Origin of the sequence: Phaeodactylibacter sp. (assembly GCF_022763345.1) — a bacterium.
Taxonomy (GTDB): Bacteria; Bacteroidota; Bacteroidia; order Chitinophagales; family Saprospiraceae; genus Phaeodactylibacter.
Genome location: NZ_JALEGS010000025.1, coordinates 14,145 through 40,666 on the forward strand (window position 1 = coordinate 14,145; position 26,522 = coordinate 40,666).

General features: G+C 52.7%; 18 protein-coding genes. 12 read left to right on the forward strand and 6 right to left on the reverse strand.

Translation table 11 applies throughout. The features are described from left to right. Nucleotides 1-2: 2 nt before the first annotated feature. The 3 genes from MRY86_RS07250 (at nucleotide 3) to MRY86_RS07260 (ending at nucleotide 4,204) form a co-directional block, all read left to right on the forward strand. Entirely contained in the window at nucleotides 3-305 is a 303-nt protein-coding gene (locus tag MRY86_RS07250; protein ID WP_293570346.1) for a cell division protein ZapA, read from the forward strand. 216 nt (nucleotides 306-521) lie between these two features. Beyond that, the gene (rny, locus tag MRY86_RS07255) at nucleotides 522-2,204 is read left to right on the forward strand and encodes a ribonuclease Y (protein ID WP_044220874.1); all 1,683 of its coding nucleotides are present in this window, start codon (nucleotides 522-524) and stop codon (nucleotides 2,202-2,204) included. A gap of 434 nt (nucleotides 2,205-2,638) precedes the next feature. Beyond that, entirely contained in the window at nucleotides 2,639-4,204 is a 1,566-nt protein-coding gene (locus MRY86_RS07260; protein ID WP_293570347.1) for a T9SS type A sorting domain-containing protein, read from the forward strand. 85 nt (nucleotides 4,205-4,289) lie between these two features. Here MRY86_RS07260 and ftcD read toward each other — a convergent pair whose 3' ends face one another. Continuing rightward, nucleotides 4,290-5,981 carry a glutamate formimidoyltransferase gene (ftcD, locus tag MRY86_RS07265; RefSeq protein ID WP_293570348.1) on the reverse strand — a complete coding sequence of 564 codons (1,692 nt, stop codon included), beginning with the start codon at nucleotides 5,979-5,981 and terminating at the stop codon, nucleotides 4,290-4,292. 117 nt (nucleotides 5,982-6,098) lie between these two features. Between ftcD and MRY86_RS07270 the strand changes: the two genes are divergently transcribed. Beyond that, nucleotides 6,099-7,223, forward strand: a complete 1,125-nt coding sequence (locus tag MRY86_RS07270; RefSeq protein ID WP_293570349.1) for a nitric oxide synthase oxygenase — start codon at nucleotides 6,099-6,101, stop codon at nucleotides 7,221-7,223. Nucleotides 7,224-7,229: 6 nt separating this feature from the next. On the opposite strand, the gene MRY86_RS07275 is transcribed toward MRY86_RS07270, so the two are convergent. Continuing rightward, nucleotides 7,230-8,822, reverse strand: a complete 1,593-nt coding sequence (locus MRY86_RS07275) for a RagB/SusD family nutrient uptake outer membrane protein (protein WP_293570350.1) — start codon at nucleotides 8,820-8,822, stop codon at nucleotides 7,230-7,232. Between the two features lie 170 nt (nucleotides 8,823-8,992). Between MRY86_RS07275 and MRY86_RS07280 the strand changes: the two genes are divergently transcribed. Continuing rightward, nucleotides 8,993-10,630: an NAD+ synthase gene (locus MRY86_RS07280; protein WP_293570351.1), complete on the forward strand. Its 1,638-nt coding sequence runs from the start codon at nucleotides 8,993-8,995 to the stop codon at nucleotides 10,628-10,630. Between the two features lie 3 nt (nucleotides 10,631-10,633). Next, on the forward strand, nucleotides 10,634-11,290 hold the full coding sequence (locus MRY86_RS07285) for a hypothetical protein (RefSeq protein WP_293570352.1): 657 nt from the start codon (nucleotides 10,634-10,636) through the stop codon (nucleotides 11,288-11,290). On the opposite strand, the gene MRY86_RS07290 is transcribed toward MRY86_RS07285, so the two are convergent. From MRY86_RS07290 to MRY86_RS07300, 3 genes are all read right to left on the reverse strand, one after another. Next, the gene (locus MRY86_RS07290; protein WP_293570353.1) at nucleotides 11,287-12,804 is read right to left on the reverse strand and encodes an ATP-binding protein; all 1,518 of its coding nucleotides are present in this window, start codon (nucleotides 12,802-12,804) and stop codon (nucleotides 11,287-11,289) included. The genes MRY86_RS07285 and MRY86_RS07290 overlap by 4 nt on opposite strands. A gap of 27 nt (nucleotides 12,805-12,831) precedes the next feature. After that, complete coding sequence (gene upp / locus MRY86_RS07295; protein ID WP_293570354.1) at nucleotides 12,832-13,479, reverse strand: uracil phosphoribosyltransferase; 648 nt, start codon at nucleotides 13,477-13,479, stop codon at nucleotides 12,832-12,834. Nucleotides 13,480-13,542: 63 nt separating this feature from the next. Next, a complete protein-coding gene (locus tag MRY86_RS07300) occupies nucleotides 13,543-14,865 on the reverse strand; it encodes a polysaccharide deacetylase family protein (protein ID WP_293570355.1) in 1,323 nt (440 codons plus the stop codon). 204 nt (nucleotides 14,866-15,069) lie between these two features. On the opposite strand from MRY86_RS07300, the gene MRY86_RS07305 reads away from it, so the two are divergent. The 6 genes from MRY86_RS07305 to lipA all read left to right on the forward strand — a co-directional run bounded on the left by MRY86_RS07305 (nucleotide 15,070) and on the right by lipA (nucleotide 19,372). Further along, on the forward strand, nucleotides 15,070-15,426 hold the full coding sequence (locus MRY86_RS07305; protein ID WP_293570356.1) for a hypothetical protein: 357 nt from the start codon (nucleotides 15,070-15,072) through the stop codon (nucleotides 15,424-15,426). Nucleotides 15,427-15,431: 5 nt separating this feature from the next. After that, complete coding sequence (locus MRY86_RS07310; protein ID WP_293570357.1) at nucleotides 15,432-16,280, forward strand: hypothetical protein; 849 nt, start codon at nucleotides 15,432-15,434, stop codon at nucleotides 16,278-16,280. A 41-nt stretch (nucleotides 16,281-16,321) separates the two neighbouring features. Next, nucleotides 16,322-16,804: a Rab family GTPase gene (locus tag MRY86_RS07315; protein ID WP_293570358.1), complete on the forward strand. Its 483-nt coding sequence runs from the start codon at nucleotides 16,322-16,324 to the stop codon at nucleotides 16,802-16,804. A gap of 52 nt (nucleotides 16,805-16,856) precedes the next feature. Continuing rightward, nucleotides 16,857-17,234: a hypothetical protein gene (locus MRY86_RS07320; protein WP_293570359.1), complete on the forward strand. Its 378-nt coding sequence runs from the start codon at nucleotides 16,857-16,859 to the stop codon at nucleotides 17,232-17,234. A gap of 220 nt (nucleotides 17,235-17,454) precedes the next feature. After that, nucleotides 17,455-18,273 carry a hypothetical protein gene (locus MRY86_RS07325; protein ID WP_293570360.1) on the forward strand — a complete coding sequence of 273 codons (819 nt, stop codon included), beginning with the start codon at nucleotides 17,455-17,457 and terminating at the stop codon, nucleotides 18,271-18,273. A gap of 226 nt (nucleotides 18,274-18,499) precedes the next feature. Beyond that, nucleotides 18,500-19,372 (forward strand): lipoyl synthase, encoded by an 873-nt coding sequence (lipA, locus tag MRY86_RS07330; protein WP_044220817.1) that lies wholly within the window; start codon nucleotides 18,500-18,502, stop codon nucleotides 19,370-19,372. Nucleotides 19,373-19,542: 170 nt separating this feature from the next. Here the strand turns inward: lipA and MRY86_RS07335 are convergent, their stop codons facing one another. After that, nucleotides 19,543-26,295, reverse strand: coding sequence for a gliding motility-associated C-terminal domain-containing protein (locus MRY86_RS07335; protein ID WP_293570361.1), 6,753 nt, complete (start codon nucleotides 26,293-26,295; stop codon nucleotides 19,543-19,545). Between the last annotated feature and the right edge of the window lie 227 nt (nucleotides 26,296-26,522).

The following is a 26,522-nucleotide window of genomic DNA, read 5'->3' on the forward strand; positions in this document are numbered from 1 at the left end:
GAATGAGCAGAGGGCAAGAAAAGGAGATGAAACATATTACCGTGCTGATTGCCGGCCGGCCGTACCCACTCAAAATAGATGTGGCAGATGAACCTGCCATCCGCAAGATCGTCAAAGAGGTCAACGAGAAAATCAACCGTTTTCAGTTGACCTATACCAATAAGGACAAACAGGACTGCCTCTCGATGGCGCTCCTGACCTACGCGGTCGACTTGCACAAAGCTAAAACCTCCGGGGGCAATGACCCTGCCCTTTCCGGTAAACTCTTTCAATTGGAAGCCTTGCTTGATCAGGTGCTTGACTAAACTTTCCCGATGCGCGGTATCCTGCCGCCCGTTTTTCCTGAAATATCGGAATACCCCTGTTTTGGCGTAAGCCCGCTGCTCCTGAACTGGGTGCACATGAGCTTCGCCAGCCAGGTTATTTATACACCAAATGCAATTCGGTGGCCCGGGTTTGTCCTGCAAGTATACATACAGGCAAAGCACCAAAACCACCGCATCACAAAATCAACACCAATTATGGATATAGGAATAGGAATCATTATTGGGTTGGTCGTTGGAGCCATTATTGGCTACATAGGCGTTCAGATGGCCCTTAAAAGTGCCAAACAGAAACGCATCGACGAAATCAACTCCACCGTGGACCAGGAGGTCAAGGAAGCCCGGCTCACGGCCAAACGCCTGATTGACGAGGCAGAGATCAAAGCAGAAAAGATCACCTCTCAGGCCGAAAATAAGAACGAGAAAATCAAGCAGCGCAAAATTCAGGAGGCCAAGGAAAAATTCAGCCGCCTCAAGTCTGAATTTGAAAGCAGCAAAGCCGATCAGATGGTGGAGCTGAAGGAGCGCAAAATGGAAATCAAGGAGCTGGAGTCTGACCTGCGCCAAAAGGAAAAAAGCTTCGGCGATAAAGTCAAAGCCCTGGACAATCAGCGGGCAGAACTGGAACAGCGCGAAGCGGATGCTATCGCCCTGCGGGAAAACCTCGAGAAGCAGATCAAAGTCATGAACCGCAAGCGCGAGGAACTGGAGACCGCAAGCGAGCGCCACATCAAGGAACTGGAAAAAGTGGCTAACCTGAGCGAAGCCGAAGCCAGGGAACAGCTGCTCGAAGCCGTGAAAGCCAAGGCGGAAACCGATGCTATGGCCTTGGTGAAAAACTCCGTGGAACAGGCGAAGATCACTGCCAACAAGGAAGCCAAGAAAATTATCATTCAGTCCATTCAGCGCATGTGCGCGGAGTATACGATTGAGAATACCGTTTCGGTCTTCAACCTCGACTCCGACGACCTGAAAGGGCAGATCATTGGTCGGGAAGGCCGGAATATCCGGGCGCTGGAAGCCGCTACCGGAGCGGAAATCGTTGTGGACGACACGCCGGAAGCCATTGTGATTTCCAGCTTTGACCCCATCCGCCGGGAAGTGGCCCGCCTGGCACTCAAGCGCCTCGTAGCCGATGGGCGTATCCACCCGGCACGCATCGAGGAAGTGGTAGCCAAAGTCCGCAAGCAGCTCGACGAGCAGATTGTGGAAATCGGTGAGCGTACCGTTATCGACCTGGACCTCCACGGGCTTGACCCTTACCTCGTGAAGATGGTAGGCCGCATGCGCTTCCGCTCTTCCTACGGGCAAAACCTGCTCAAGCACTCTATCGAAACGGCCAACCTCTGCGCCATCATGGCTGCCGAGCTCGGCCTGAGCCGCAAGCAAGCCAAAATGGCCAAGCGGGCCGGCCTGCTCCACGATATTGGCAAAGTTGCCGAGGAGGAAACGGAACTGTCCCACGCCCTGCTGGGCATGAAGCTTTGCGAAAAGTACGGTGAACACGCTGCCGTTTGCAATGCCGTAGGTGCCCACCACGATGAGGTAGAGATGAACAACATCCTCTCCCCTATCATTCAGGCCTGTGATGCCATTTCCGGTGCCCGCCCCGGCGCGCGGCGCGAGATCCTCGAAAGCTACCTCAAGCGTATTGGCGAGCTGGAAGAACTGGCGATGGAGCACGAAGGCGTACAAAAAGCCTATGCGATGCAGGCCGGCCGTGAGCTGCGCGTCATCGTAGAGTCCGAAAAAGTAACCGATCAGCGGGCCGACGAGCTGTCGTTCCAGATTTCTCAGAAAATCCAGGACGATATGCAGTACCCCGGGCAGATCAAAGTGACTGTCATACGCGAGAAGCGGGCGGTGGCTTATGCGCGGTAGGTAGTAGCCTGTTATCTACAAAAGCAATCCCCTGTCCGATGTATTTGGGCAGGGGATTTTTTGTGGTGCTCTTTTGCCGGTATGCAAGGATTGCCATCGGATGGTTCAGCAGCACCTTCTCCATACCCAAAAAGACAGACCGCGCTATTTTCAATGGGTAGACCAGATTATCCCAGCTCTTTTTGCGACTCAAACCCAAGTCAAGCCAAACGTTAATTCACCTAAACTTATTCCGCCGAAATTGGCACTATCTCGTTTTTTCGCTACATTGTAACCACAACGCGTTCCAGCCGCTCGCTCGAATGCGCTCTTTGTAACTAAACACCATATTATATCATAAAAACATCATTGAGATTTACCGGCTTCAGATTTTCGCCCCCGCTTAAATAAGACAAAGGTACAGCTCTGCCCTGCACCTCTCATATGAATGAATTATGCGCATTATCCTAACTTTACTATTGCTGTACGCCCCTCTCTTCACCCGTGCACAGCCCTGGTTCAGCACTTCTATAGATATTGAAGAAAAAGATAATTCTGGATGGCAGGTCATCGTTGACGAAGACCGGGAAGAACTACTATTTGTCTCTCCTAACCGGTGCGACACTACTTACAGCAGGATTTGCACCATTATCGCCCGTACCGATTGGGCGGGCAACTTGCTGGGGCACGCCCAAATAGATACCCACATTGTAGCTTCAGTGAGCGAGTCGCTCATCAAAGTGTCGGACAGCACGTATTATATGTACGCCCGCCCCTCTCCGGCTGAAGAAGAAAACGTACAGATACTAAAATTAAATCAGGACTTTACTGTCGAACAGGAATGGAACTTCGGTGCAGAAACAGAGGAGGAAATCCCCTATTACTGGGCAAAACATGAAGAAGGCTATTTGACTGCCAGTATCACAGTAGGAGAAGGTGAACCTATAACCACTTTTTCATTTCTCAATGACAGCATGGAAATCCTGCATCAGGCTATGTACCCGGAATCAGAGAGCCCCTATGGGATTATGTCAGATAATGACCTCATAGCCACACAGGACGGGAATTTTGTCAGCTCCGGGCTGGTCAGGAATAACGAAGGCCGGTTTCAGGGCTTCACCAAGTTTACCCCGGAGATGGAAGTGCTGTGGCACAGCCGGCTGGAAGAAGACGACTTTTCACGAAACAACATCGCAAAGATCGTAGAGCTCAACAACGGCAACATTGCCACCAACTGGGAGGAACCAAACCTGACGGACCCGCTGGATGTCACCATCTCATTTATTAACCTCCGTATGGCTGCCCTGGATGGCATGACAGGGGACACCGTATGGACCAACACCCTATGGATGACCCGGCCGGCCTACCCCTATGTCATCAAACTCAACCGGGCCAACAACGGCGATATTATTGGCATCGGGTATATTAGCCGCCCCCCGGTGCCCGAGGAATGGGAAGAAATTATTGACAACGCAGGGTTCATCTTCCGGATGTCCCCGGAAGGGGAACTCAAGTGGAAACGCTATATTTTTGACAACCGGTCTCCCCTGGCTTTCCTCAGCTATTTCAACAACGGGGCAGAGCTTCCCAACGGCGACCTGGTCTTCACCGGCACTTATCAGGATACCTTCCCGAATCAGGAGCCTTTCATCAACAACATCAATATCTGGCTGGTCCGTACAGACAGTATGGGCTGCCTGGTCCCTGGGTGCGGCAACCTGCAAATTGTAACAGACAGTACCATCATCACTTCTACACGGGAGGAAGTGCCAACGAATACGGCCCCACAGCTTATGGCCCGCGCCTACCCCAATCCTACAACAGACCATTGGGTCCTGGACTGGGGCTACCCAGGCACTGCCCACCTGCAGCTGACCGATATGCAGGGCAGGGTTTTAAAAGAAGCCGAAGTCAGACAGGGGCAACAGGACATTAGCGCCAAGGGGCTGCCGCCTGGTATTTATATTTTGGTATTGCATAGCGCGGAGGTTTCGGGTAGCCTGAAAGTCGTGAAACGGTGAAAAGGCTGCTGTAGCTGACATCGCGCAGTATCTGGAAAGCGTGCAGGGCTGCGAGCCGCTTTTAGAAGGTGGAGTGATAACCACATCACCCCACATGCCGCTCCACCAGCCCAATCACTTCCTGCTCCAGAGCATCCGCCCTGGCAGCTATGGATTGAGCCGCCGACAGTTTGGCTTCCACCCAGGCCTTGTCCTCGATATCGCCGGCATTGATGCGGACATTGAGCCAGGCACCGTGCACAGCTGCCCGGGCACACAGCGCCCCTACCCCAGCATCGCTGGCAGAGTTGGGGTTGCCCTTTTCTGCCATGGCTTTGCACACCTCGAAGGTCTCTAATGCCAGTTCCATAGTTCGGAAAGGCACTTCGGTGGCATACTTGGTGGCTTCCTGCATCGCTTCGTGTCGGGCGGCTTTTTCTGCTTCCGTCCCCTTTGGCATGCGCACCGCAGCAATAATGCCGTTGAAGGAACGGGTATCTTCGTCTACCAGCGCCAGGAGCCCATCCTTGATGCGCTGCCCGCGTTCCGCCCACTCGGAAAACTCCGCCCAGCGGTCGTCCCAAACCCGGCGGTGGGAAGACAGGTTGGCGACCATCGTGCCCAGAGAGGCCCCCAGAGCGCCAACGTAGGCCGCCACCGAACCGCCGCCCGGTGCCACGCTCTCCGAAGCCGTCTCATTGGAGAAGGTGCGTAGGTTCATATTGAGGAGTGGCGTAGGGGTATCTTCTGCCAGTTGGTATTCGATAATTTTCTGTTGGGGGTCGAAGGGGCTCAGCTCATCCAGACCCATTGACTTGACGGCAATTTTGATGACCTCTTCTTCAGATGCGCCCAGGGAACGCCGCTGCTGCTGCAGGAAGTAATGCCCGGCATCGAGCATGACCTGCAGGGGCACCAGGCCGACCAGTTCGGAGCCGGTCACCCGCATCCCCCGGCGATTGGCGCTTTCGCGGCAGGCTTCGAAGGCGATGTGGAGTGGGGTTTGGCGCACATCGGTGATGTTCATGGAAATTTGCGCAATGCCGTACTCTTCGATGTACCAGCCGATGCCTTTTACGCCCTTGCACTTGCCGGGTTCCCGCAGGGCATTCCCGTTTTCATCCTTGAGCACTGCACCGGAGACTTTGCCGCCTTCCCGCTTCAAACGCCCCTGCTCCCGCACATCAAAGGCAACGGAATTGGCGCGGCGTACCGAGGTGGTATTGAGGTTGACGTTGTAAGCGATAAGGAAGTCCCGGGCGCCCACTGCCGTCGCTCCGGCGGTTGCGTTAAATTTCGCCGGGCCATAATCCGGCTTCCATTCCGGTTTAGCCAGTTTATCGGGCAGGGCTTCGTACTCGCCAGAGCGGACCGTAGCCAGATTGCGCCATGCGGGCTTGGTCGCGGCACTTTCATACATATAGATGGGAATGCCCAGTTCCTCACCGACACGCCTGGCCAGCTTATGCGCCCATTTGGCGACCTCTTCCATGGTGATGTGGGCAATGGGGATAAGCGGGCAGACATCCGTGGCGCCCATACGGGGGTGCTCACCGGTATGCTTGGACATATCAATGACTTCGCTGGCCTTTTTCATAGCCTGGAAAGCCGCCTCAATGACCGGCTCCGGCGCGCCCACAAAGGTGACGACCGTGCGGTTGGTCGCTTTTCCGGGGTCGACGTCCAGAAGTTTGACGCCCTCCACCGCTTCGATGGCATCAGTGATTTGCTTCAGCACTGCCGGGTCACGGCCTTCACTGAAATTAGGTACGCACTCTATGAGCGGTTGGTTTTGCATGGTTTATTTGGTTTAGCACTTTGACAAACATTTGAGGCGGGAAAATAAACTTTTCAGAGGGGAGGACGATTATTTTGGTGCATTTTTCCGCTTCCAAATTGAAGAAAAATAAAAAATATGAACACCATTGCCAAGGCTGCTCCATCGACGCTCCTACAGGAAGCCGAACAGTTCCTTCAGCTTTATGCCAAAGAACAGGAACTGCCCCACGCGGCTCACAAAGACCGTATGGAGGAAATCATAGAGTCCATCGCGGCACAAGGCACCTACGAGCTGACCGAAGCGGAGTTGGCCTTCGGGGCAAGGGTTGCCTGGCGGAATTCCATCCGATGCATCGGGCGGTTGTACTGGAAAAGCCTGCATGTGTTCGATGCCCGGCGGGTGACGGATGCAGAGACGGCCTTTCGCCTTCTCTGCAACCACCTGCGCTTTGCCACCAACGAGGGGAATATCCGGTCGGCGATCACCATTTTCCCACCTGACGTTGAAGGCCGGACGCCCCTGAAAATCCTGAACCATCAGCTCATCCGCTATGCGGGCTACGCGCAGCCGGACGGCAGTGTCTTAGGCGACCCGGCAAGTGCCTCCTTTACCCGCTTTTGCGAAAGCCTCGGCTGGCAGGGCAAAGGCACCGCATTTGACATTCTCCCCCTTGTGGTACAGGAAGCGGGCCGCCCACCGGTTTGGTTTGAGTGGCCGGAGGAGGTGTGCCTGGAAGTGCCGATTACGCACCCTGATCAGCCGGGAATTACCGGCTTGGGTTTAAAATGGTATGCCGTACCTGTGATTGCTGATATGTGGCTGAGCATTGGCGGGCTGCGGTTCTCCGCTGCGCCCTTCAATGGCTGGTATATGGGCGCGGAAATTGGTGCCCGCAACCTGGCGGACCAGCAACGCTACAACGCTCTGCCTAAAGTTGCGGAAGCCATGAACCTTGATACCTCCCGCAATGCCACCCTCTGGAAAGACCGGGCGCTGGTGGAATTGAATGCCGCGGTACTGCATTCCTACGCGCAGGCGGGCGTGAAAGTCGTGGACCACCACAGCGCCGCTGAGCAACATGAGCATTTTGAGCGCATTGAACAATCGCACGGCCGCCCGGTCAATGGCGACTGGACCTGGCTCATACCACCGGTCTCACCGGCCACGACGGCGACCTTCCACCGCACGTATAATGCTGCGGAGCTGAAGCCGAACTTCTTTTACAAGACAGCAGCGGAGAAGGGATGCCCGATGATGTGATTTGTATTAATACCCAGGGTTCTGCGTCAGCCCTGCATCTCCGCCGATAGCAGACCGGGGAATAGGAAATAATTCCCGGTAGGGCTCAGAAGCTGGCTTTTCCCACCAGGCTTCGGTATACTTTCCAAACCGGATGAGGTCAGTACGGCGTATGGCTTCCTGAAACATCTCCCGGCCTCGTTCTGCCAAAAACTCATCCGCCGTAAGCGTACTGCTGTAGGGCTCCACCCCAGCACGGGCGCGCAATATATTGACATCAGGCTCGGCATCTGCCCAGTTGCCGCTAAGGCGGGCGCGGGCCTCTGCCCTGATGAGGTAGACCTCCCCCAAGCGGACGAGCGGAAAGTCATTGTCCATTTCCCTACCCCCATAGAGCTTAAAGCTGAACTTAACAGGCCGGGCCCCTGCACCTCGCGCCGCATCCGGCTGCAATTCATTGATGCTGGGGGTATAGCTGAGCTGAAGTTCACCATCATTTACGCTGTAATCAATAACAGCAGAGCCAGAGAAATCAAACTGCGGCCCGGTCAGGAAACTGGCTTTTTTGCGCAAGTCAGCGTCCTCATAGCTGTTGTAGAATTCTTCAAGGGTAACGTAGCCATTCCAGGGCTGTTCCTGCAGGTGCCAGCTCAATTGGCTGGCCGGGTGAAGGACCATTTGTGAAAAGTTCATCCCCGGCCCAAGGTACTCATCGTAATTGATGGAAAAGATGTGCTCGGGGTTGCCATCGTTGTTGGGTGCGAAAACAGCGCCATAGCCTTCCAACTGTTCAGGGTCAGAAGGCACGCCCGGGCGATAGCCCAGGTTAGATACGGCACAGCCCTGCCCGCATAGCTGATAATGCCCGCTGTCAATGATGTGGGAAGCTGCCGTACTAGCTGCTTCGTACCTGGGCGTACCTGTATACACTTCGGCATTCAGATAGAGCCTTGCCAGAATACCTAAGGCACCATAGCGATTAAGTTCGTAGGCATCACTACTTTCAGAAAGCGAACTGCTGCTGAGGTCCATATCTGCACTGACTTCGGGAATTTCTAATATTGCCAGGAGCTCCTGTTCCACAAAGTTAAACACTTCCTCCCGGGTGGCCTGAGGAGGATTGGGGTCGTACTCGGTTACGATTTTGACCCGGCCGAACAGGTCGAGAAGCCGCCAATAGTAAAATGCCCGCAAACCTCTGACCTGTGCCACTTCGTGTGGTTCCAAATGCGCCTGGTCCAGCGCTTGATTAGCTTCAGATATAGCCTCGTACAACTGCCGGAAAGTCGTACCCAGAAAAGGATGGTCGGGCGTATAAGTATGCTGATGCAAAGCGATCTGTATTCCACCATCATACCAGTCGCTGCCTTTGGCACATACTACCATTTCATCGGAGGTAAGCTCCTGCAGGGAGAAATAGCCCCCGTGGTAGGCGGTTCCAGAATTTCTTAATCCGGAATAAGCCCGTATCAGCGGTCCGCCGCAGGCACAATCATAATTTATGCCGTTTCCTTCAACAGACAACTCCTCCGTGAGCGCTCCTACCAAATCTTCCTCTAAGTCTGTACAGGCATAATGGATTAGAGCAATCATTAGCGACAAAAGGTATACTTTTTTCATTTCCAGGGTCTTTGACCGATCAATTTACGGATTTTCAAGGAAAAAAGCCAGAAGGAGTCAGCACGGCGCAGCAGGAGCAGAAAATCAGGGCATTTTATCAATTTAGCGGTCCCGGTTTCCCGATTGCAACCATCCTTTCTTACCTTTGTTTAGATTTCAAACGAAGATACATGAAGATAGCGATCGCACAACTCAACTTCCACATTGGCAACTTTGAAGGCAACCTGCAAAAAATGCTGCAGGCGGTCGCGGAAGCCAAAGCCCAACAAGCCGACCTCATCTGCTTCAGCGAACTGGCAACCGTGGGCTATCCGCCCCGGGACTTCCTGGAATTTGAGGACTTCATCGAATTGGCGGAAGCTACGGTGGAGCAACTGGCGAAAGCAGCGCAGGGTATCGCTATTGTGGTGGGCTCACCAACCAAAAACCCGGTGATTGAGGGCAAAGACCATTACAACTCCGCCTTCTTTCTGGCTGATGGCAAAGTGCAGCAGGTACAGCACAAAACCCTCCTGCCGACTTACGATATCTTCGACGAGTACCGCTACTTCGAGCCGGCTTCGGAGTGGAAGGTGGTGGAATTCAAAGGCAAGCGCATTGCCCTCACGGTTTGTGAGGACATCTGGAACATCGCCAATGAGAACCCACTCTACACCATCTCACCCATGGATCAGCTGATGCCGCAACAGCCGGACTTTATCCTCAACCTTTCCGCTTCGCCCTTCAGTTACGTGCAGGCCGAGTCACGCACGAAGGTCGTCCGGGCTAATGTAGAGCGCTACGGCATTCCAATGTTCTACGTCAACCACAGCGGTGCACAGACAGAAATCCTCTTCGACGGCGGCTCTATGGTCGCCTCCCCCGATGGCAAAATCTTTGACGAGCTGCCTTACTTCGAAGAGGCAGTACGGGTGTACGACCTGGACGAAGTCACCAAAGGCGGCAGGGAGCTGCTGCAGCCCCGAAACAAAATGCCCCTCATCCACGATGCCCTGGTGATGGGCATTCGCGATTACTTCCGGAAACTGGGCTTTAAGCGGGCCATCCTTGGACTTTCCGGCGGGATAGACTCGGCTTTGGTGGCCGTACTGGCGGTGCGGGCGCTGGGAGCGAAAAATGTCCGCCTGGTATTAATGCCTTCGCAGTTTTCCTCCGACCACTCGGTCGTAGATGCCCGGAAGCTGGCGGAAAACCTGGGTGCGCCCTACGACATCATCCCCATCGAGCCCATCTACAACAGTTTTATGGAGGCGCTCAAGCCCCACTTTTGGGCCACCGAATTCAATATCGCCGAGGAAAACCTGCAGTCCCGCTCCCGGGGCAACCTGCTCATGGCCTTGTCTAATAAGTTCGGTAACATCCTGCTCAACACGTCCAACAAAAGCGAGGTGGCCGTCGGGTATGGCACCCTTTATGGCGACATGTGCGGCGGCTTGTCCGTCATCGGCGACCTTTACAAAACGGAGGTCTTCGAGCTTTGCCGCTACATCAACCGGGAAGAGGAAATCATTCCCGACAACATCATCACCAAGCCCCCTTCCGCTGAGCTCAAGCCCGACCAAAAGGACACCGACAGCCTGCCCGAATATGAGGACCTGGACGAAATCCTGTTCCAATACATCGAGCGCCGCCTCAGCCCGCAGGACATCATCGAAAAAGGCTACGATGAAAAGCTGGTCCGCCGGGTGCTCCGCCTGGTCAACATCAACGAGTTCAAGCGCCACCAAATGGCTCCCGTGCTGCGGGTTTCTGAAAAGGCATTTGGCATGGGGCGGCGTATGCCGATTGTGGGCAAATATTTGGCGTAGCTTATGAAAACCATCATTTTCCTTCTATCCATGTCCGTAATGGACGCTCACATTTATGTGAATGATCGGTATATTCTGTTGGAGTGCCTGCCCGCTGATGATGGATTTCAACTATCCTATAGGTACCGATTGCTGGACAAGGCTACGGATAGCTTATATGTCATCGATAAAAATGTCGAGTTTGGCTATCAACAGAAAGTGGAATTGGAAAAGCCTGTTAATCAGCATCCCTGGGTGGCAGTAGGCATAAAAACCATGTCTGTGACGGTTGGGGAAGAAGATATCCTGTTCGAAGGGTATAAATGCCGGGAAGTCATCGTTGAGTCGTCCCATTATTCCGATTTGAACAAACCGGTCGGGAGTATCCACCGGACTCATCATTTACACTGCAACTGCCCGGAGCTTCAACCGTATTTGAGGCAAGAACACTACATGGTAAATTTTTTCGAATGGAGTGAGATAAAGGAACTGAGGGAGCAGGGCTATCATTGGGTCTTGAAATCATTTTCCCCGGTTGATGTGATTCCAGATGCAAGACCGTTTATCATCAAACAGTATCAAAAGGTCGAAGAAAGAGCAATAGCGCCTGCCTTTTTCGAGCGTTTCAAAACGGTAGAATGGGTAACCGAGGAAGAGTATATTCAGATGAACAGGCCTTAAATCCCCTCACTTTCCCACGCCACCACCGCCCGTTCCTCCGAAGAAAAGTTCATGCCAACGGCAACGCGCTGTTTAGGAGAGTCGGCATAGGGCTGTAGGTAACCTTTATCAAAAATCTGCTGCAGGGCTTCTGCCGCGCTTTTATCGAGTTTGAACTCCAAGGCGTAGATGCGATCGGCGGTTTCCACAAGGGCATCGCAGCGCCCGTTAGCGGTATGCACTTCCGATCGGATGTAGGTCCCCAACAGGTCAAAAGTGAGGTGGATAATGAAGTGGAAGAAACGCTCGGTTTGCTGCTGCGGCCAAAGATCATAGGGCATGGAGGCAAACAGCGCATTGATGATGCGGACCATACCTTCGATATCGCCTTCCCGCAGTGCATTGCGCAGCCCGGCCACCCTTGCCAGGGGGTCTTTCGGGCCTTCGAGGTATTCGTGCAGCAGGCTTTGCTCCATTGATTGGCGGACTTCCATATTCGGGTAATCCAACGTGTACAGATGGTCTTCCGGCTCGTACTTCAGGATGGTCAGGTAGCCGGTCTGGAAAAGTACGGAAATCGGATCGAGGCGTGTAAGGTCAAAGGCATTGATCTTGTTTTGCGAGACTTCGATGCGCTCCGGGAAATAGTAAGCTCGCTTTTTCATTTCCCGAATCAGGAAAGTAGGCGTACCGGTTTCAAACCAGAAATTGCTGTACTCTCCCCCACCCTGGAAAAAGCTGAGTATAGAAAACGGGTTGTAGACTTTCTCCGTACCGCCCCAGGAATAGCCATTGTACCATTGCCGGACTTTTGCCTTATCGACACGCGCCAGAGGCTCCGCAAAGTAATGCTCCAGCTCATCTTGCGTGATACCAAGCAAGGTGCGGGCAGCGGCTACCAGGGAAAGATTGTAGAGGTTATTGAGATCAGAAAAAATACTGACTTTGCTGAAAGCAGAAACGCCGGTGATGAGAACGAGCTCGAGGTAAGGATCGCTGTCTTTTAGGATGGAATACAGCCACTTAAGGATATCCCGGTTGACCTCAGCCTGTCCGGGCTCATCCAGATAGTCAATAATGGGCTTATCGTATTCATCAATGAGCAGGACCACTTTTTGACCGTACTGATTATACGCTTTTTGGATTAGGTCTTGCAAGGGGTTGACAAACGCACCGTGATCAAGCTCAATATTCAGTCCTGCTGCAACTTCCTCTATTCCCTCCTGTATCGCTTTTTTGAGGTCGTTACCTTTATATTTGAACGAGCTAAACTTCAGCCAAATTACCGGCCGTTGCATCTCTTCCCAGTCCCAGTGATTGTCGATCCATAAGCCTTCGAACAGCTCCCGGTTGCCACGGTACAGCTCATTCATGGTGGATAGCAGCAGGCTTTTGCCAAAACGGCGGGGGCGATGGAGATGGTAGTACCCTCCGCCCTGTTGCAGAATATTAAAAAGTGTTTTTGTCTTATCCACATACACATAGCCACCTTCCCGGAGCTCCCGGAAATCCTGTATGCCAATCGGATACTTCATAACTGGAAAGATAAGCAAAAAAAGCCGCTACTCCTGCACCTTCTCCCCGTAGCTGAGGTCGCCGGCATCGCCCAGGCCGGGCACGATGTAGGACTTGGCAGTCAGCTCTTCGTCCACCGCGCCAACCCAAAGGTGGGCTTCCGGCATCACCCGCTGCAGGTGCTCCACACCGGCGGTGGCTGCCACTGCGGTGACTACGTGGATTGCGGCAGGCTGCCCTTGCTCCAGCAGGGACTCAATTGCCAGGGACATGGAAGCGCCGGTCGCCAGCATGGGATCGGCAATGATGAGCGTCTTGCCCGTAAGGTCCGGGCAGGAGATGTACTCCACATGTACGTCGAAGGAGCCGTCTTTATGGTGTTTGCGGTAAGCAGAGACAAAGGCGCTTTCGGCGTGATCGAAGTAATGCAGCATGCCCTGATGCATCGGCAGGCCGGCCCGTAGGATGGTGGCCAGCACCACTTTCTGATCGCTGAGGGCTACTTCTGCCTCCCCCAGGGGCGTGGCAACGCTTTTGGGCATATAGGCCAGCGTTTTGCTGACCTCGTAGGCCAGGATTTCGCCCAGGCGTTCCAGGTTGCGGCGGAATCGCATCCGGTCGGACTGTACATTGATATCCCGAAGCTCGGCGATAAATTGATTCGCGATGGAAGGCGTTTGGCTCAGATCAAACATGTAAGTTATTTTTGCTGCGGCGACCAAAATAGGGGTTATCCCTCATAATAGGAACAAAAAAGCTCAGCTTTTGGTGCTGCCGTACCGCAAAAGCGTCTCATGTACTTCTGCCCAGCCTGCCCAGCCGTGGCTCGCGGCAAAGGAGCTGTTGTGCCAGAGCGGCATAAATACACCGCCTGTGCCCCGTAGGGTATCAATCAGGCTCTTTAACATTTCGATGGCCTGACCGGGAGGAAGCTGCAGGTACTGTTGCAGCGTTACATCCATTACGGCAAACGGGTAAATGAGCAGCGGTTGCTCCGCCTCCGCTTCGAGGTCATACCAGGGATAGGGCACCGATAAACCAGCCCGGAAGCCCGGTGCATCAGCGTAGCCCATGGTGTAGTCTTCCTGTATCCCGGCCTGTATCAACTGCCTGTAGGTAGCCGGAAAACTTAGCTTGAGAAAATGCTGACGGCTGCGCAGCGGTGCCTGCCCTGTAAGCCGGGTGTAATGCTCCACTTCTGCCTGCAACTGCGCTCGGGAGGTATTCGACCGGTAAGAAGGGTGCAGCCCGGTATCGCTGAAGGTGATCAGCTTTTGGGTTAGTGCCTGCATCGCCCTACCCTTTGGCGGCAGGTTTTTATCGTAAGGGCCGAACTGCCCGAGCAGCAGGAAAAATAGTGGGCGCAGCTCCAGCTCGATATGCAGGCGCTCCAGCTCATCAAAGGTATAGAAAGGGTCCTGAGCCCTCCCCAGGCACACCCGCAGGCGCTCCCGAAGCAGCGTATGGTTGCCCTGCAGGGCAGCTCTGAGCCATCCGCCAAGCTGAAGCCAAAGCGGGCGGTGGCGGTACGCCCAGCCCATATCCACATCGTAAGTGGGCCGGAACGTATACCCTGGGCGGCGGTCGGGCAGGTGTGGGTAAAAAGCTTGCAACCGTTTCAGGAGCACTGCCCCCCATTCCTGCAAAATTGGCCGTTGCAGAAACCCCTGCCGATGGGCAAGGCTGCCTGTTGCCGGGAAACGCCCGTGGGCATCGCCTTCAAAAGCCTGGTATTCTTCATATCGGGCAGCCAGGTAAAAGGTGAAAGCCAGGAGGTCGAAAGGCAGCAAGGCATTAGCCTTGCCAGGCACGAAAAAACCGGCGGGGCGGCCCTCGAAATGGCGTATGTTCACCCGCTGTGGATGGATGCCCTTCTCAAAAAGCAAGGAGGAGGCTGGCAGGCAGGGCTCTTTTCCTACCGAACCGGCAGCCCCGTAAATGATTTTGTCCGCATTGACCGACTGAAAGTAGGACCAGTCTGCCGTCACTTCCACCTGCAGCCCGAGGATATGCCCGAACAGGACCTTGCAGGCATAACATACCCTGGGGGTGGCCTGACTGGTATAGAGCAGTAGATTCATGCTTCAAAAATAGTGGAAACTGTAAGGAAAATAGGACAAATGTTGCTTTTCCCAATATGGAATGGCTATCTTTATTCTACAGGGATGATTTTTCAAGGCTAACCCAGTCCAGCAAGTAAACAGCCAAAACAAACCCCCTTTTCCCAACACCTAACTAATAAGGTAGTACTGCAATTAATGCGGTCACAAAAAGAAACAGATCATATGGCTGAAACGAAAACACCGACCTTCGGGGAGATCAACACCATCCGGGATATCCTGATGGGGGAACAAATGAGCGAGTACGATGCCCGCTTCAATCAAATCAACGAAGCGCTCAACGCACTGGAGCAACGGCTGGGGCAGCGCATTGACGACTGGATCGCCAAACAGGAAAGTGCACAGCAGGCACTAGAGGACCGCATCAGTCAGCGCCTGAACCATCTGGAGGCTCAGCTCAATACTCAGGGTAAAGAACTGGGCAGAAAGATTGACACGGTCAGCAGTGCCGACCGTGCCCGCCTGGGCAGCATGCTCAGCGAGCTGGGGCAGCAAATAAGCCAAATGTCTGAAGAAGCCTGATGCCTGTGAGCCAGCAGCCTGAACATCAATCGGACCCTTTACAGCAGTTGCGCAACATCCTGCTCCGGCCGGAGCAGGAGCGGATCACGCATATCCATAACATACTGGAGGAGAAGGAGCCCCTGGCAGAACGGGTGGTCCCCATCATCGAAGAGCAGCTCAGCGAGTTTGAAGCCCACTTTCCCAAAGCCTACCAACTGGCAGTCGACCGGCTGGTAGAACGCAAAATCCGGGAATCCCAGGAAGAGATGATCGATATGCTCTATCCGGTCATGGGCACGATGATCCGCAAGTACATTGCCCAGCAGCTGCAGGAACTCCGGGAAAACGTGGAACAACAGCTGGAGCGCAGCTTCCTGGCGCGTTTGCGCGACCGTTTCTTTCGGGCAGGGGGCGTTCGGGAGGCGGACCTGGTGCTGCGCAATGCAGCTTTGCCCCGGGTAAGGGAGGCGTATATCATTGAGCAGCATTCCGGCCTTTTGCTGGGAAGCGCATCCACACTGGAGGTCGTGGACAAAGAGCTGATTGCAGGGATGCTCACCGCAATAAAATCATTTGTAGTGGATGCCTTCCGGCGTGGCACTACTCAGCTTGAGCTGATTGAATATGCGGGTTATCAGATTTTGATACGGGATTTTCACACTTACTACGTTGCTCTCGCCGTGGAAGGTAAAATGACGACAAAAGAACAGGAACAATTATCTGATCAGATTGCTACCTTTGTTCAGAACGAACTGGCCCGGAAGATCAGGGCGGATGATGCCTCCCTGCACCTTCACCTGGGCAAAACCCTGAAAGAATACTTCATGAAAACAATGCCTCTGAGCACTGAGGCAATACAGGGTCAGCTTTAAGAGCAGGCCAAACAGCCGGGGGGCGTAAAAAAGTTTATTTAATGACCAGCAGGAAAGTCCTGATAACAGGAAGTTTTGCGGTGGGGAAAACCTCTTTATTTCATCGCTTTGTCTATAATACGTTTAGTGACCAGTACCTGACTACCATAGGAGTTAAGGTAGACAAACGAGTAGTGGAAGTCAGTGGCGAACCACTCTCGCTTATCCTTTGGGATATTGCAGGAGAAGTATCTCAGAAGAAAGTACCAAAGACCTACTTCCTTGGTGCAAGTGCCGTGATTTATGTCTTCGATCTGTCCAGAAAGCAAACCGCCGATAACCTGAAGAGTGACCTCAAACTCATTCAGAAAATCCTGCCCGGTTGCCTGATCAAAGTTGTTGGCAACAAAAAAGACCTGGTCTCTGAGGAGGAGCTGATCATCCTGGAGCGGACACATAACCCCGATTTTCTGACCAGCGCCAAAACCGGAGAAAACGTGGAAACACTATTCATGGAAATTGCCAGCGAACTGGTTGCTTACTAAAAAACAAGAAAAAACCAACAACACCCCAACACCGACGCCCAAAAACGATTATATGCCACAACAACAAATCCTCATCCTGTCCCGGCAGGGCTATACCCTGCAGGCAGATGGAGCCCTTTTTCCGCGGCATTGGCTTTTGCACCATTCCATGCGCGATGATTTCCCCATCCTGGATAGCATCTGGGAGACGCTTATGGCCTTGCCTGCAGATCAATTCCCGGTGCAGTTCCGCTTTGTCGACAGCCCCCACCCCGTCCTCAACGGGTATTACCACTTGACGGTGCATATGGTCCCCGGATCTTCCGCCCGTTTACGCCTGACCATTGAGCGCTGTACTTTTGAAGCTTTGCAGCTGCGCAAGGCGCTGCAACTCAAAAACACGGCAGCACTCTATCAGCAGCAAAGAGAATTTACCTTCCTGCCACGTTAGCACTGGCATTATTTGGCATTTTTGTATAAATTGAGACAAACAACGCGAGGACCCCAGTTTCTGCCGATCCTCCTTCTCTTTTTTACTGAAATTGCCAATGAAGTGCATTGAACCTTTACGGCAAAAGAATGTACTATTAATACCGTTATCATTTCTGCCGCCGTCAGGTGATTCCCCTATTGCCAACCACCTTTCGGAGCCAGGACTACCACAACCGAGTATGCTGAAGTTACGATCTGTTTCTTTCCTGTTTTTCCTGCTGAGCTTTGTGCCCCTCTTTGCACAACAGACCTTTGATACGAATCAAAATATCTATGATGAGTCAGAGGGTATCGTCTATGATCGTGAAATCACAGCAGATCTAAAATTGCTCCAAACCAACGGTTTTGCCTTTGGAGTTAACTTTGCCCGGCTGAAAACATACTACCTGACCCGGTACATCAATGTGGAGTTTGGTGAAATCAAGCATCCGAAAGAGTACCGGCAAAGTTTTGACTTTCAGCGGCAATCAGCCCGCGTATCCCGGGCTTTTGTTTTTGGCAAGCAGAATAACTTTTTTGTCCTTCGTGCCGGCTTTGGCGAGAAACGCTATCTTTCTGAAAAAGCCAAACGGCGTGGCGTGGCGGTCGGCATCACTTACGAAGGCGGCCCGTCCCTTGGTTTGCTAAAGCCATATTATCTCGAACTCATCCGTACAGCAGAACAAGGCAGCGTCGACAACTTTGTGGTGCGCAGCGAAAAATACAGTGAAGCTAACGCCAATACCTTTTTGGAAATCAGCCGCATCTATGGCTCTTCAGGGTTTGCCCAAGGGTTGGGCGAACTGGAAGTAGTACCCGGCCTGCATGGCAAATTTGCCCTCCACTTTGACTGGGGCGCTTTCGATGAGTTTGTGAAAGCGGTCGAAGCCGGTGTCATGGTGGATGTCTTTACGCGCACCATCCCTATTATGATCGAATCACCGCAGGTCGCTAACACCGAGAATCGTCCTTTCTTTATCAATCTTTATGTAAATTTGCAGCTGGGCAAGCGCTGGTAGCGTGGTATGCCGACGCCTGTTTACAATTGATCCCAGCCAGCATCAGGTCCTGTGGCAAACTTGGGTGTTTTGACGTTGATTTAACGAAGTGCACCGAACACTTTCATTAGCCCAATGAACTCCATCCTTCCCAAAACTATAAGCCTGCCCTGACTGTTGTTTGATCGAAAATACATTACCGTAAAGCCCTTATCCGGGTTTTGCGAAAGTCATAAAAACGGTTCCCATGCTGGAATTACCTGTAGTAGAAAGCAAAGAACAACGCCGTAAAAAGCCAGATTGGCTACGTGTAAAGCTGCCAATCGGGCCTAACTATAAGAAAGTCCGCAGCCTCGTGGACGACTACAACCTGCATACCATCTGCCAAAGCGGCAACTGTCCGAATATGGGTGAGTGCTGGGGTGCGGGTACCGCTACCTTCATGATCCTGGGCAATACCTGTACCCGGTCTTGCTCTTTTTGCGCAGTGAAGACCGGCCGTCCACCGGAGTACGATGAGGATGAGCCGCGCCGGGTAGCTGAAGCGATTGACTTGATGCAGGTGAAGCATGCTGTTATTACCTCCGTCAACCGCGATGAGCGAAAGGACCGGGGCGCAGAAGTCTGGTACCAAACCGTGCGCCACATCAAAGAGCGTACTCCTGAGGTAACAATCGAGACGCTTATCCCTGACGTTCGGGCGACCTGGTGGGCACTGGAGCGCATGATCAGCGCGGGGCAGGAAGTGGTTTCTCACAACATGGAAACCGTGGAAGCCTTGTACCGAAAAGTACGCCCGCAGGCTAAGTACCACCGCAGCCTGGAGCAAATACAACGCACCAAAGATTACGGTAAGCGCACCAAGTCTGGTATCATGGTAGGCCTGGGTGAAACGGATGAACAGGTGTACAAAACCATGGATGACCTGCTGGAGCACGGCTGTGATGTCATGACCATCGGCCAATACCTACAGCCCACCAAGATGCACCTTGATGTGGTCGAATACGTCCACCCGGATAAATTTGCCGAGTATAAAGAAGTTGGCTTGTCCAAAGGTTTCGACTTTGTGGAAAGTGCCCCTTTGGTCCGTTCCAGCTACCATGCTGAGCGCCATCTGTAGAACGGCTTACTTAAGAACCAATCGTTGACCGGAAGTTTGCACAGCGCAAGCTTCCGGTTTTCTTTTTTAGTACCTGGCTCTATGCTTTTACTCCCAAAATGCAAAAGCCCGGCTACCAAATGGCAACCGGGCTTTTGCATCAGTCAAAGTGTATTGGTGTCACAGGGCAATTACCGCATCAGCAGAATATCACCTTTGTACAATTCGACAACACCGTCAATGAACTCAATCTCGGCAACGTAGACGTAGACCCCCCCGTTCATCAGTTCGCCCCGGTGTGTGCCATCCCAGCCATAGAGGGGATCATTAGCCGGGAAGCCATAGATTTCGTACATCGGTTCGCCCCATCGGTTGTAAACCTGGAAGCTGTTGACCCGGGTTACCTCAGGGCCCGCAAAGATGGTGAAGACATCATTGCTGCCATCTCCATTAGGCGAGAAGACATTCGGAATGTAAACATCCCGGTCTTTGTCCACAAATACCGTGATCTGATCGGTTGCCTGACAGTTGTTCTCATCAATTACAGTAACGAAATAAGACATCGTCACCTGCGGCGTGATCAATGGATCCACACAGTCCAGGCAAGTGGGGCGTGCAGCCGTATCGATACGCCAAATGTACTGGGCAATCATATCGTCATTAGTGGTCTCTGCGTAAAGTTCTACGCTTTCCCCCAGCTCGATGTCTATATCATCGCCCAGATCAACAATGAGCTCTTCCGGCTGATTGACAATAACCTCCTGTAAATCGGTACAACCATTCGCATCCTGCACCTGTACAAGGTGTGAGCCGATGGTCAGGTTGGTAAACAGCGGGCTGCCTGACATTGGAGAGCCATCTATACCATAGACATATGGAGTGATCCCTCCTTCCACTGCGTCAACACTGACCACACCTGCTTCATCGCCAAAGCAAAGGGGATCGGCAACACTCAGCGCGACATTCAAGCCTTCAGGTTCAATAAGCGTTGCCTCTGCTGAAGCGATACAACCGTTAGCGTCCGTAACAGTAAGGCTGTAAGTGCCTGCTCCAAGCTCATCAATGCCATCAAGGCGGCTTCCGTTGCTCCAGGTATAACTGTAAGGTGGAATGCCACCGGTAACAATACCATTGATAAAGCCATCCGTTTCGGATGCGCAGCTCACGTTGAACTGATTGTATTCGGAAAGCAGCAACTCAATATCGACCGGCTCTGGTTGTGCCACTACGACCTGGAAGCTGCCGGAAATTTCAAATGGGGAGCTGTCCACCACATCAATACGATAGGTACCGGCCGGTAATTGATCAATCACTTCTTCAAGGTTATTGCCATCAATAGTGCCGTTGCCATTGGGCAGCCCTCCCGGCAGCGCCTGCCAGGTAAAGGTATAGGGCGGCGTACCTACCAGCACTTCAAAAGCTACCTCCCCATCGGATTCGTTGAAACAGCTGACATCCGTTGCTTCGTTGGCAAACTGCAGCTCGCAGGGGAAGACGGATAGCTCAAGGGTAACGATGCTGTCACAACCCGCAGCTGTAGTCAGGGGAACCGTGTAAGTGCCCGTTTGCGAAAAGCTTTCCGCGCCGACAGGGAAAGATTCTCCATCGCAGATATTCTCTTGCAAGGTGATTTCGTACTCAGGGTTAACGGTCAGATCGAGCATGACAATACTATCACATCCCGTCACCACCGAGGTCAGCGTATCTGTATAACTGCCTGCTTCGCTGTAGGTCGAGGACCCGACACTAAAGGTTTCGCTTTCGCAAATCTCCTCCGTAAGCATGGTCATTTCAATCGGGTACACGGTCAGGTCGAGGGTGATGATACTGTCGCACCCCGTCACCATTGAGCTAAGCGTATCTACAAAGATGCCGCTTGTCGTGTAGGTCGATGTGCCGACGCCAAAGCTCTCGCCATCGCAGATTTCTTGCGTGAGTTCAGTGAACAGGGTCGGGTGCACCGTCAGGTTGAGGGTAACGATACTATCGCAACCCGTCTCCACCGAACTGAGCGTATCTACATGCACGCCAGTCGTATTGTAGGTACTGCTACCCACGGTAAAGGTCTCGTAGTCGCAGATTTCCTCCGTCAGTTCAGTGAACAGAGTCGGGTACACCGTCAGATCCAACGTAACGATACTGTCACAGCCGGTAGCTAACGAGGTAAGCGTGTCCGCGTACATACCCGTGGTATTGTAAGTGCTGTTACCAACGGAGAACGTCTCGTAATCGCAAATCTCTTGTACCAGCTCAGTACGGATTTCCTCCCGCACTGTCAGGTCGAGACTAACAATACTATCGCAGCCTGTTACCATTGAGCTGAGCGTGTCCACATAGCTGCCGGTGGCATCGTAGGTGGAAGTACCGACGGTATAAGTATCTCCAAAGCAAACGATTTCCGTCAGGCTCGTCATTGGGATGGGGTGCACAGTCAGGTCCAACGTAATGATGCTGTCGCAGCCCGTTACCGCTGAGCTGAGCGTATCCACATAGGTACCGCTCGTCGTATACTCGGAAGCGCCCACCGTGTAGGTCTCCCCATCGCAGATTTCCTCCGTCAGTTCGGTGAATAAGGTCGGATGTACAGTCAGATCCAGCGTGACGATGCTGTCGCAACCCGTTACCACCGAGCTGAGGGTATCTACATGCACGCCGGTCGTATTGTAAGTGCTGTTGCCCACCGTAAAGGTCTCGTAGTCGCAGATCTCCTCCGTCAGTTCAGTGAATAAGGTCGGATGTACAGTTAGGTCCAACGTAACGATGCTGTCACAGCCGGTAGCTAATGAGGTGAGCGTGTCCGCATACATACCAGTGGTATTGTAGGTGCTGTTGCCAACGGAGAACGTCTCGTAGTCGCAAATCTCCTGCACCAGCTCCGTACGGATTTCCTGCCGCACCGTCAAATCGAGCGTGACGATACTGTCGCAGCCCGTCACCGCTGAGGTCAACGTATCCACGAAGTTGCCTGTAGTGTCGTAAGTGGAGGTGCCGACGGTATAGGTATCACCAAAGCAAACGATTTCCATAAGGCTCGTCATCGGGATGGGATACACGGTCAGGTCCAGTGTGATGATACTGTCGCAGCCCGTGACAACTGAGCTAAGGGTATCCACATAGTTTCCGCTCGTGGTGTAGTCAGAAGTGCCAACGGTGTAAGTCTCTCCGTCGCAAATTTCCTCCGTCAGATCAGTGAACAGCGTAGGGTGCACTGTCAGGTCCAGGGTAACGATACTATCGCAGCCGGTCACCACCGAACTGAGGGTATCCGTATAAATCCCTGTGGTATTGTAGACCGAAGTGCCTACAGTGTAAGTTTCGTAATCGCAAATTTCTTCTGTAAGACTGGTAAACAGCGTTGGGTTGACGGTGAGGTCCAGCGTGATAATACTATCGCAGCCCGAGACAAAGGACGTCAGCGTATCCATATACACACCGGTTTGGAAATAAGGATTGCCCGCCACGTTAAAGGTATCCCCTTCACAAATGACAGGTGCCAGGTCGGTTCGTGGGAATGGGATGACGGTGAGATTGAGGTTGACAATACTATCGCAGCCCTCCACGGAAATGAAGGTCTGGGAGTACATCCCGGTAGAATCATAAGGCGTTGTACCCACTGTGAAAGACTCCCCTTCGCACACCGTACGGTTCAGGTTGATTTCGAAGAAGTCGCGCACCGTCAGGTTTAGGGTAACAATACTGTCACAGCCCGTCAGGTTAGAACTGAGGGTATCTACGTAGGTGCCTTCCACATTGTAGGTGTTGTTACCAACCGTGTAGGAAGAAGCATTACAAATGGTAATATCCAGGGTATCCCGCTTCACGGGAAATACCGTCAACTCAAGGCTGACAATACTATCGCAGCCATTCGCCGCAACGAGCGTATCCACATAGCTGCCGCTCATGGTGTAGCTGGAAGGGCCCACTTCGTAAGACTCGAACTGACAAATGCTTTCTACGAGGTCAACCTCAGGTACATTGAGTACCGTCAGGTCCAGCATTACGATGCTATCGCAGCCATTCGCCGCGACAAGGGTGTCGGTGTAGAATCCGGATGCGGTGTAGTCAGAAGTCCCTACAGTATACGTTTCTCCATCACAAATAGACTCGGTAAGACCTATTTCCGGCACATCAAGCACGGTCAGGTCCAGCGTGATGATACTGTCGCAGCCATTCGCCGCTTGCAAGGTATCTGCGTACATACCGGTCGTGGTATAATTAGAGGTGCCTACCGTATAGGCCTCCCCATCGCAGATGGACGCTGTGAGGTCGGTCCGTGGGACATTCAGCACCGTAAGGTTGAGCCGGACGATACTGTCGCAACCGGTTTCCACCGCCGTGGTCAGGTCTTCAAACATGCCTGTGGTGGTATAGTCGTTGCCCAGAATGGTCACACTTTCCCCATCACAAATGGTGCTGTCTATCTCCGTAATCCGGGTTGGGACAACCGTTAGGTCCAAATAGAACACGCTATCACAGCCCGAAGCCGTAACAAAGTCATTAGGATAAAGCCCGGTCGCATCGTAATCGGTACCGGCTACGGTGAAGACTTCCCCTTCACAAATTGAGGTAGAGAGCGTATCACGGATCACATCTTCGATCGTAAGCGTCAAATTAACGATACTGTCGCAGCCCTCAGGCGTCATCAGAGTATCGGTATACATGCCCGGCGAATCGTAGGTACTGCTTCCCACCATTACCGCCTGTCCGGTGCAGACTTTACGGGTGATGTCCTCAATAATTGGGTCGAGGACGGTAAGATTCAGGGTGATGACACTATCGCAACCCGTATTTATTGCCGGGAGCGTATCCATGTAGGTGCCCGTTACATCGTAAGTGGAAGTACCCACTGTGAAACTGCCACCATTACATACTTCTTCATCGAGCGTTGTAAATACGGTTGGGATGACGTCAAGGTTCAGGGTGACTGTACTGTCGCAACCATCCGCTGCGGTCAATACCACATCATAGGTGCCTGTGGTATCAAAACTCATGCCTCCTACCGTGAAAGCGTCTCCTTCACAAATGGATTCGTCGAGCGTTGTTGTAATTTCCGGTTTGACGGTCAGCTCAACAATAACGGTACTATCGCAGCCCTCTGTAGTCAGCAGTGGTACTTCATACGTACCGGTTGCCGTGAAGGTAGAGTCGCCAAGCACGAAGTCATCTCCAAAGCACACCTCCGGCGTGATTGTTGTTTCAACGTTGGGGTTGACGAGCAGGTCAAGGAATACGGTACTGTCACACCCGTTGCTGGCCTGCAGCAGAACCGTGTACTCGCCGGTGGTGGTAAAGATTTCGGAGCCTACCATAGCGGTGTCCCCTTCGCAGATCTCTTCTTCCAGAAAAGTTTCGATAGGGTCGAGAACGGTAAGGTTCAAAATTACGGTACTATCGCAATCGATCCCAGGTGTTTGGGAAGGGAGCGTGATTTCTAAATCCGTTGTACCCGCACTGTAATCAGTGCCGCCCACAGTCAGTGACTCTCCGTTACAGATGGTGGTGTCTATATTCGTTACCGGGTCATAAACCGTGAGGTCCAGCTGAAAAGTACTTTGGCATCCACCGGGATCAGTATAATTCCCGGAGTAAAAGCCCGTTTCGGTAAAAGTAGAACCACCGTTAAAAATATCCCCGATTATGACCAGCTCTCCCTCACATATGGTCGTATCTACAATGAGCAGATCGGGTGATGTAACGGTCAGAAATCCTACAGTGACCTGATCACATCCAAAGGCATTAGGGAGTATCACCTGAAAGGGCCCGGGTTGTGTAATTGGCACGCCGCCCGGCCCCCCGGCCATGTAGGGCAGAAGGGTTTCACAAATGAAAACCTCTCCTATATTTAGAAAGGTGTTCGGGTTGACTGTAAGGTTAAGAATGACGGTACTATCACAGCCATCTGCGGTCATAAGTGTTTCTTCATACTGTCCGGTTTGGTTAAGCGGAGTACCTTGGAAGATATACGTTTCGTCCTCACAGATTTCTGCTGTAATTAAGGTAGGCGGGATAGGAGGAATGACGGTTAAGTCCAACTGTACCGGTTGCTGACAGCCATTCTGGAAATAGGAAAAGTTATAAACTCCCGTTTCAAAAAAAGGCGGAGAGCCCTGATAGGTATAAGGCGCTTCATCCTGGCAGATCACTTCGGTGATCATTTCGGTTGGGGGTGGTGTAGTCGAGATGGTGGTACAGTTGGGGATGCCCGCACCATTACAAGCATTACTTGGCGTAACACAGATGGTGTAGTCCGTCTCATCTGGCAGGTTAATCGTAATTGTCTCCTGGTTGCCCTGGTTAACCGGGGTGCCATTAACTGTCCACTGGTAGGCACCGGCGTTTTGGACGCCATTGACAGAGAAGGTTACGGTACTACCCGGGCAATAAGGAGGTGGGGTGCTGGGCACGATGTTGGGCAAACCAGATACCGGTGGCACGGTCGTACTACCAGAAGTAACGTTGACAGTGAAGTCGCAAACATCATCATCGAAGCCATCCACAATGAAGAAATAGGTCGCTCCAACGGTCAGCCCGGTCATATTAAATGGCGTAGGCGTATTTGGGTTAACCTGGTAAGAGCACTGTGAGACGAGGTTGAAAGAGGTACAATCAGACGTACCCCAAACCCCGATTTGCAGGCCATTCCCATCCTGGCAATTCTCCACAAGCACGCTCATGGATATGTTGGGTGTGCCCGCGACAAAGCCTACCCACTGCACGTTGTGGGGCTGAATGGGGTTGCCTGGGCAAAAATCAGGGGGCACCTGTTGCCCGGTATTAGGGTTGTCGTTATTACTTGTGAACGTCGTAAAGTCACAAAGTACGCACGCTGCGCCGCAGTTGTTGGCAAGGGCCGGCTCACCAGGAGGGCATGGCCCGGGCGGTTGCTGCGCCCAAAGTGAGATAGTAGTCAGCGTCAAAAGGCAAAGGAGTAGATTTCTCTTCATGTTATGCAATCAAAGTCTTGAACGAACCAAATGATTTTTTTCGTTATCTCCAGAGGAGATTATCGTTGCATACAAAGAAGAAGCAGCGCCGTAATGGTGTTTTTGGGCGGTATGTTTTTTTAGGTGTGTGCTTATTTGATTACCCTGGAAGGTTTGATGGGGCGCCTTACACGGAACTGAACGGCATTCGGTCAATAGCGCGCAAAGCATTAAAGTCTGGGGTATTT

What these genes read in the sequence shown, in the direction of transcription:
- MRY86_RS07325 (WP_293570360.1), top strand. Translation starts at nt 17,455, where the DNA reads ATGCTGAAGTTACGATCTGTTTCTTTCCTGTTTTTCCTGCTGAGCTTT.
- MRY86_RS07275 (WP_293570350.1), bottom strand. Translation starts at nt 8,822, where the DNA reads ATGAAAAAAGTATACCTTTTGTCGCTAATGATTGCTCTAATCCATTAT.
- ftcD (WP_293570348.1), bottom strand. Translation starts at nt 5,981, where the DNA reads ATGCAAAACCAACCGCTCATAGAGTGCGTACCTAATTTCAGTGAAGGC.
- MRY86_RS07290 (WP_293570353.1), bottom strand. Translation starts at nt 12,804, where the DNA reads ATGAAGTATCCGATTGGCATACAGGATTTCCGGGAGCTCCGGGAAGGT.
- MRY86_RS07300 (WP_293570355.1), bottom strand. Translation starts at nt 14,865, where the DNA reads ATGAATCTACTGCTCTATACCAGTCAGGCCACCCCCAGGGTATGTTAT.
- MRY86_RS07305 (WP_293570356.1), top strand. Translation starts at nt 15,070, where the DNA reads ATGGCTGAAACGAAAACACCGACCTTCGGGGAGATCAACACCATCCGG.
- rny (WP_044220874.1), top strand. Translation starts at nt 522, where the DNA reads ATGGATATAGGAATAGGAATCATTATTGGGTTGGTCGTTGGAGCCATT.
- MRY86_RS07270 (WP_293570349.1), top strand. Translation starts at nt 6,099, where the DNA reads ATGAACACCATTGCCAAGGCTGCTCCATCGACGCTCCTACAGGAAGCC.
- MRY86_RS07335 (WP_293570361.1), bottom strand. Translation starts at nt 26,295, where the DNA reads ATGAAGAGAAATCTACTCCTTTGCCTTTTGACGCTGACTACTATCTCA.
- lipA (WP_044220817.1), top strand. Translation starts at nt 18,500, where the DNA reads ATGCTGGAATTACCTGTAGTAGAAAGCAAAGAACAACGCCGTAAAAAG.
- MRY86_RS07250 (WP_293570346.1), top strand. Translation starts at nt 3, where the DNA reads ATGAGCAGAGGGCAAGAAAAGGAGATGAAACATATTACCGTGCTGATT.
- MRY86_RS07260 (WP_293570347.1), top strand. Translation starts at nt 2,639, where the DNA reads ATGCGCATTATCCTAACTTTACTATTGCTGTACGCCCCTCTCTTCACC.
- MRY86_RS07320 (WP_293570359.1), top strand. Translation starts at nt 16,857, where the DNA reads ATGCCACAACAACAAATCCTCATCCTGTCCCGGCAGGGCTATACCCTG.
- MRY86_RS07315 (WP_293570358.1), top strand. Translation starts at nt 16,322, where the DNA reads ATGACCAGCAGGAAAGTCCTGATAACAGGAAGTTTTGCGGTGGGGAAA.
- MRY86_RS07280 (WP_293570351.1), top strand. Translation starts at nt 8,993, where the DNA reads ATGAAGATAGCGATCGCACAACTCAACTTCCACATTGGCAACTTTGAA.
- MRY86_RS07285 (WP_293570352.1), top strand. Translation starts at nt 10,634, where the DNA reads ATGAAAACCATCATTTTCCTTCTATCCATGTCCGTAATGGACGCTCAC.
- upp (WP_293570354.1), bottom strand. Translation starts at nt 13,479, where the DNA reads ATGTTTGATCTGAGCCAAACGCCTTCCATCGCGAATCAATTTATCGCC.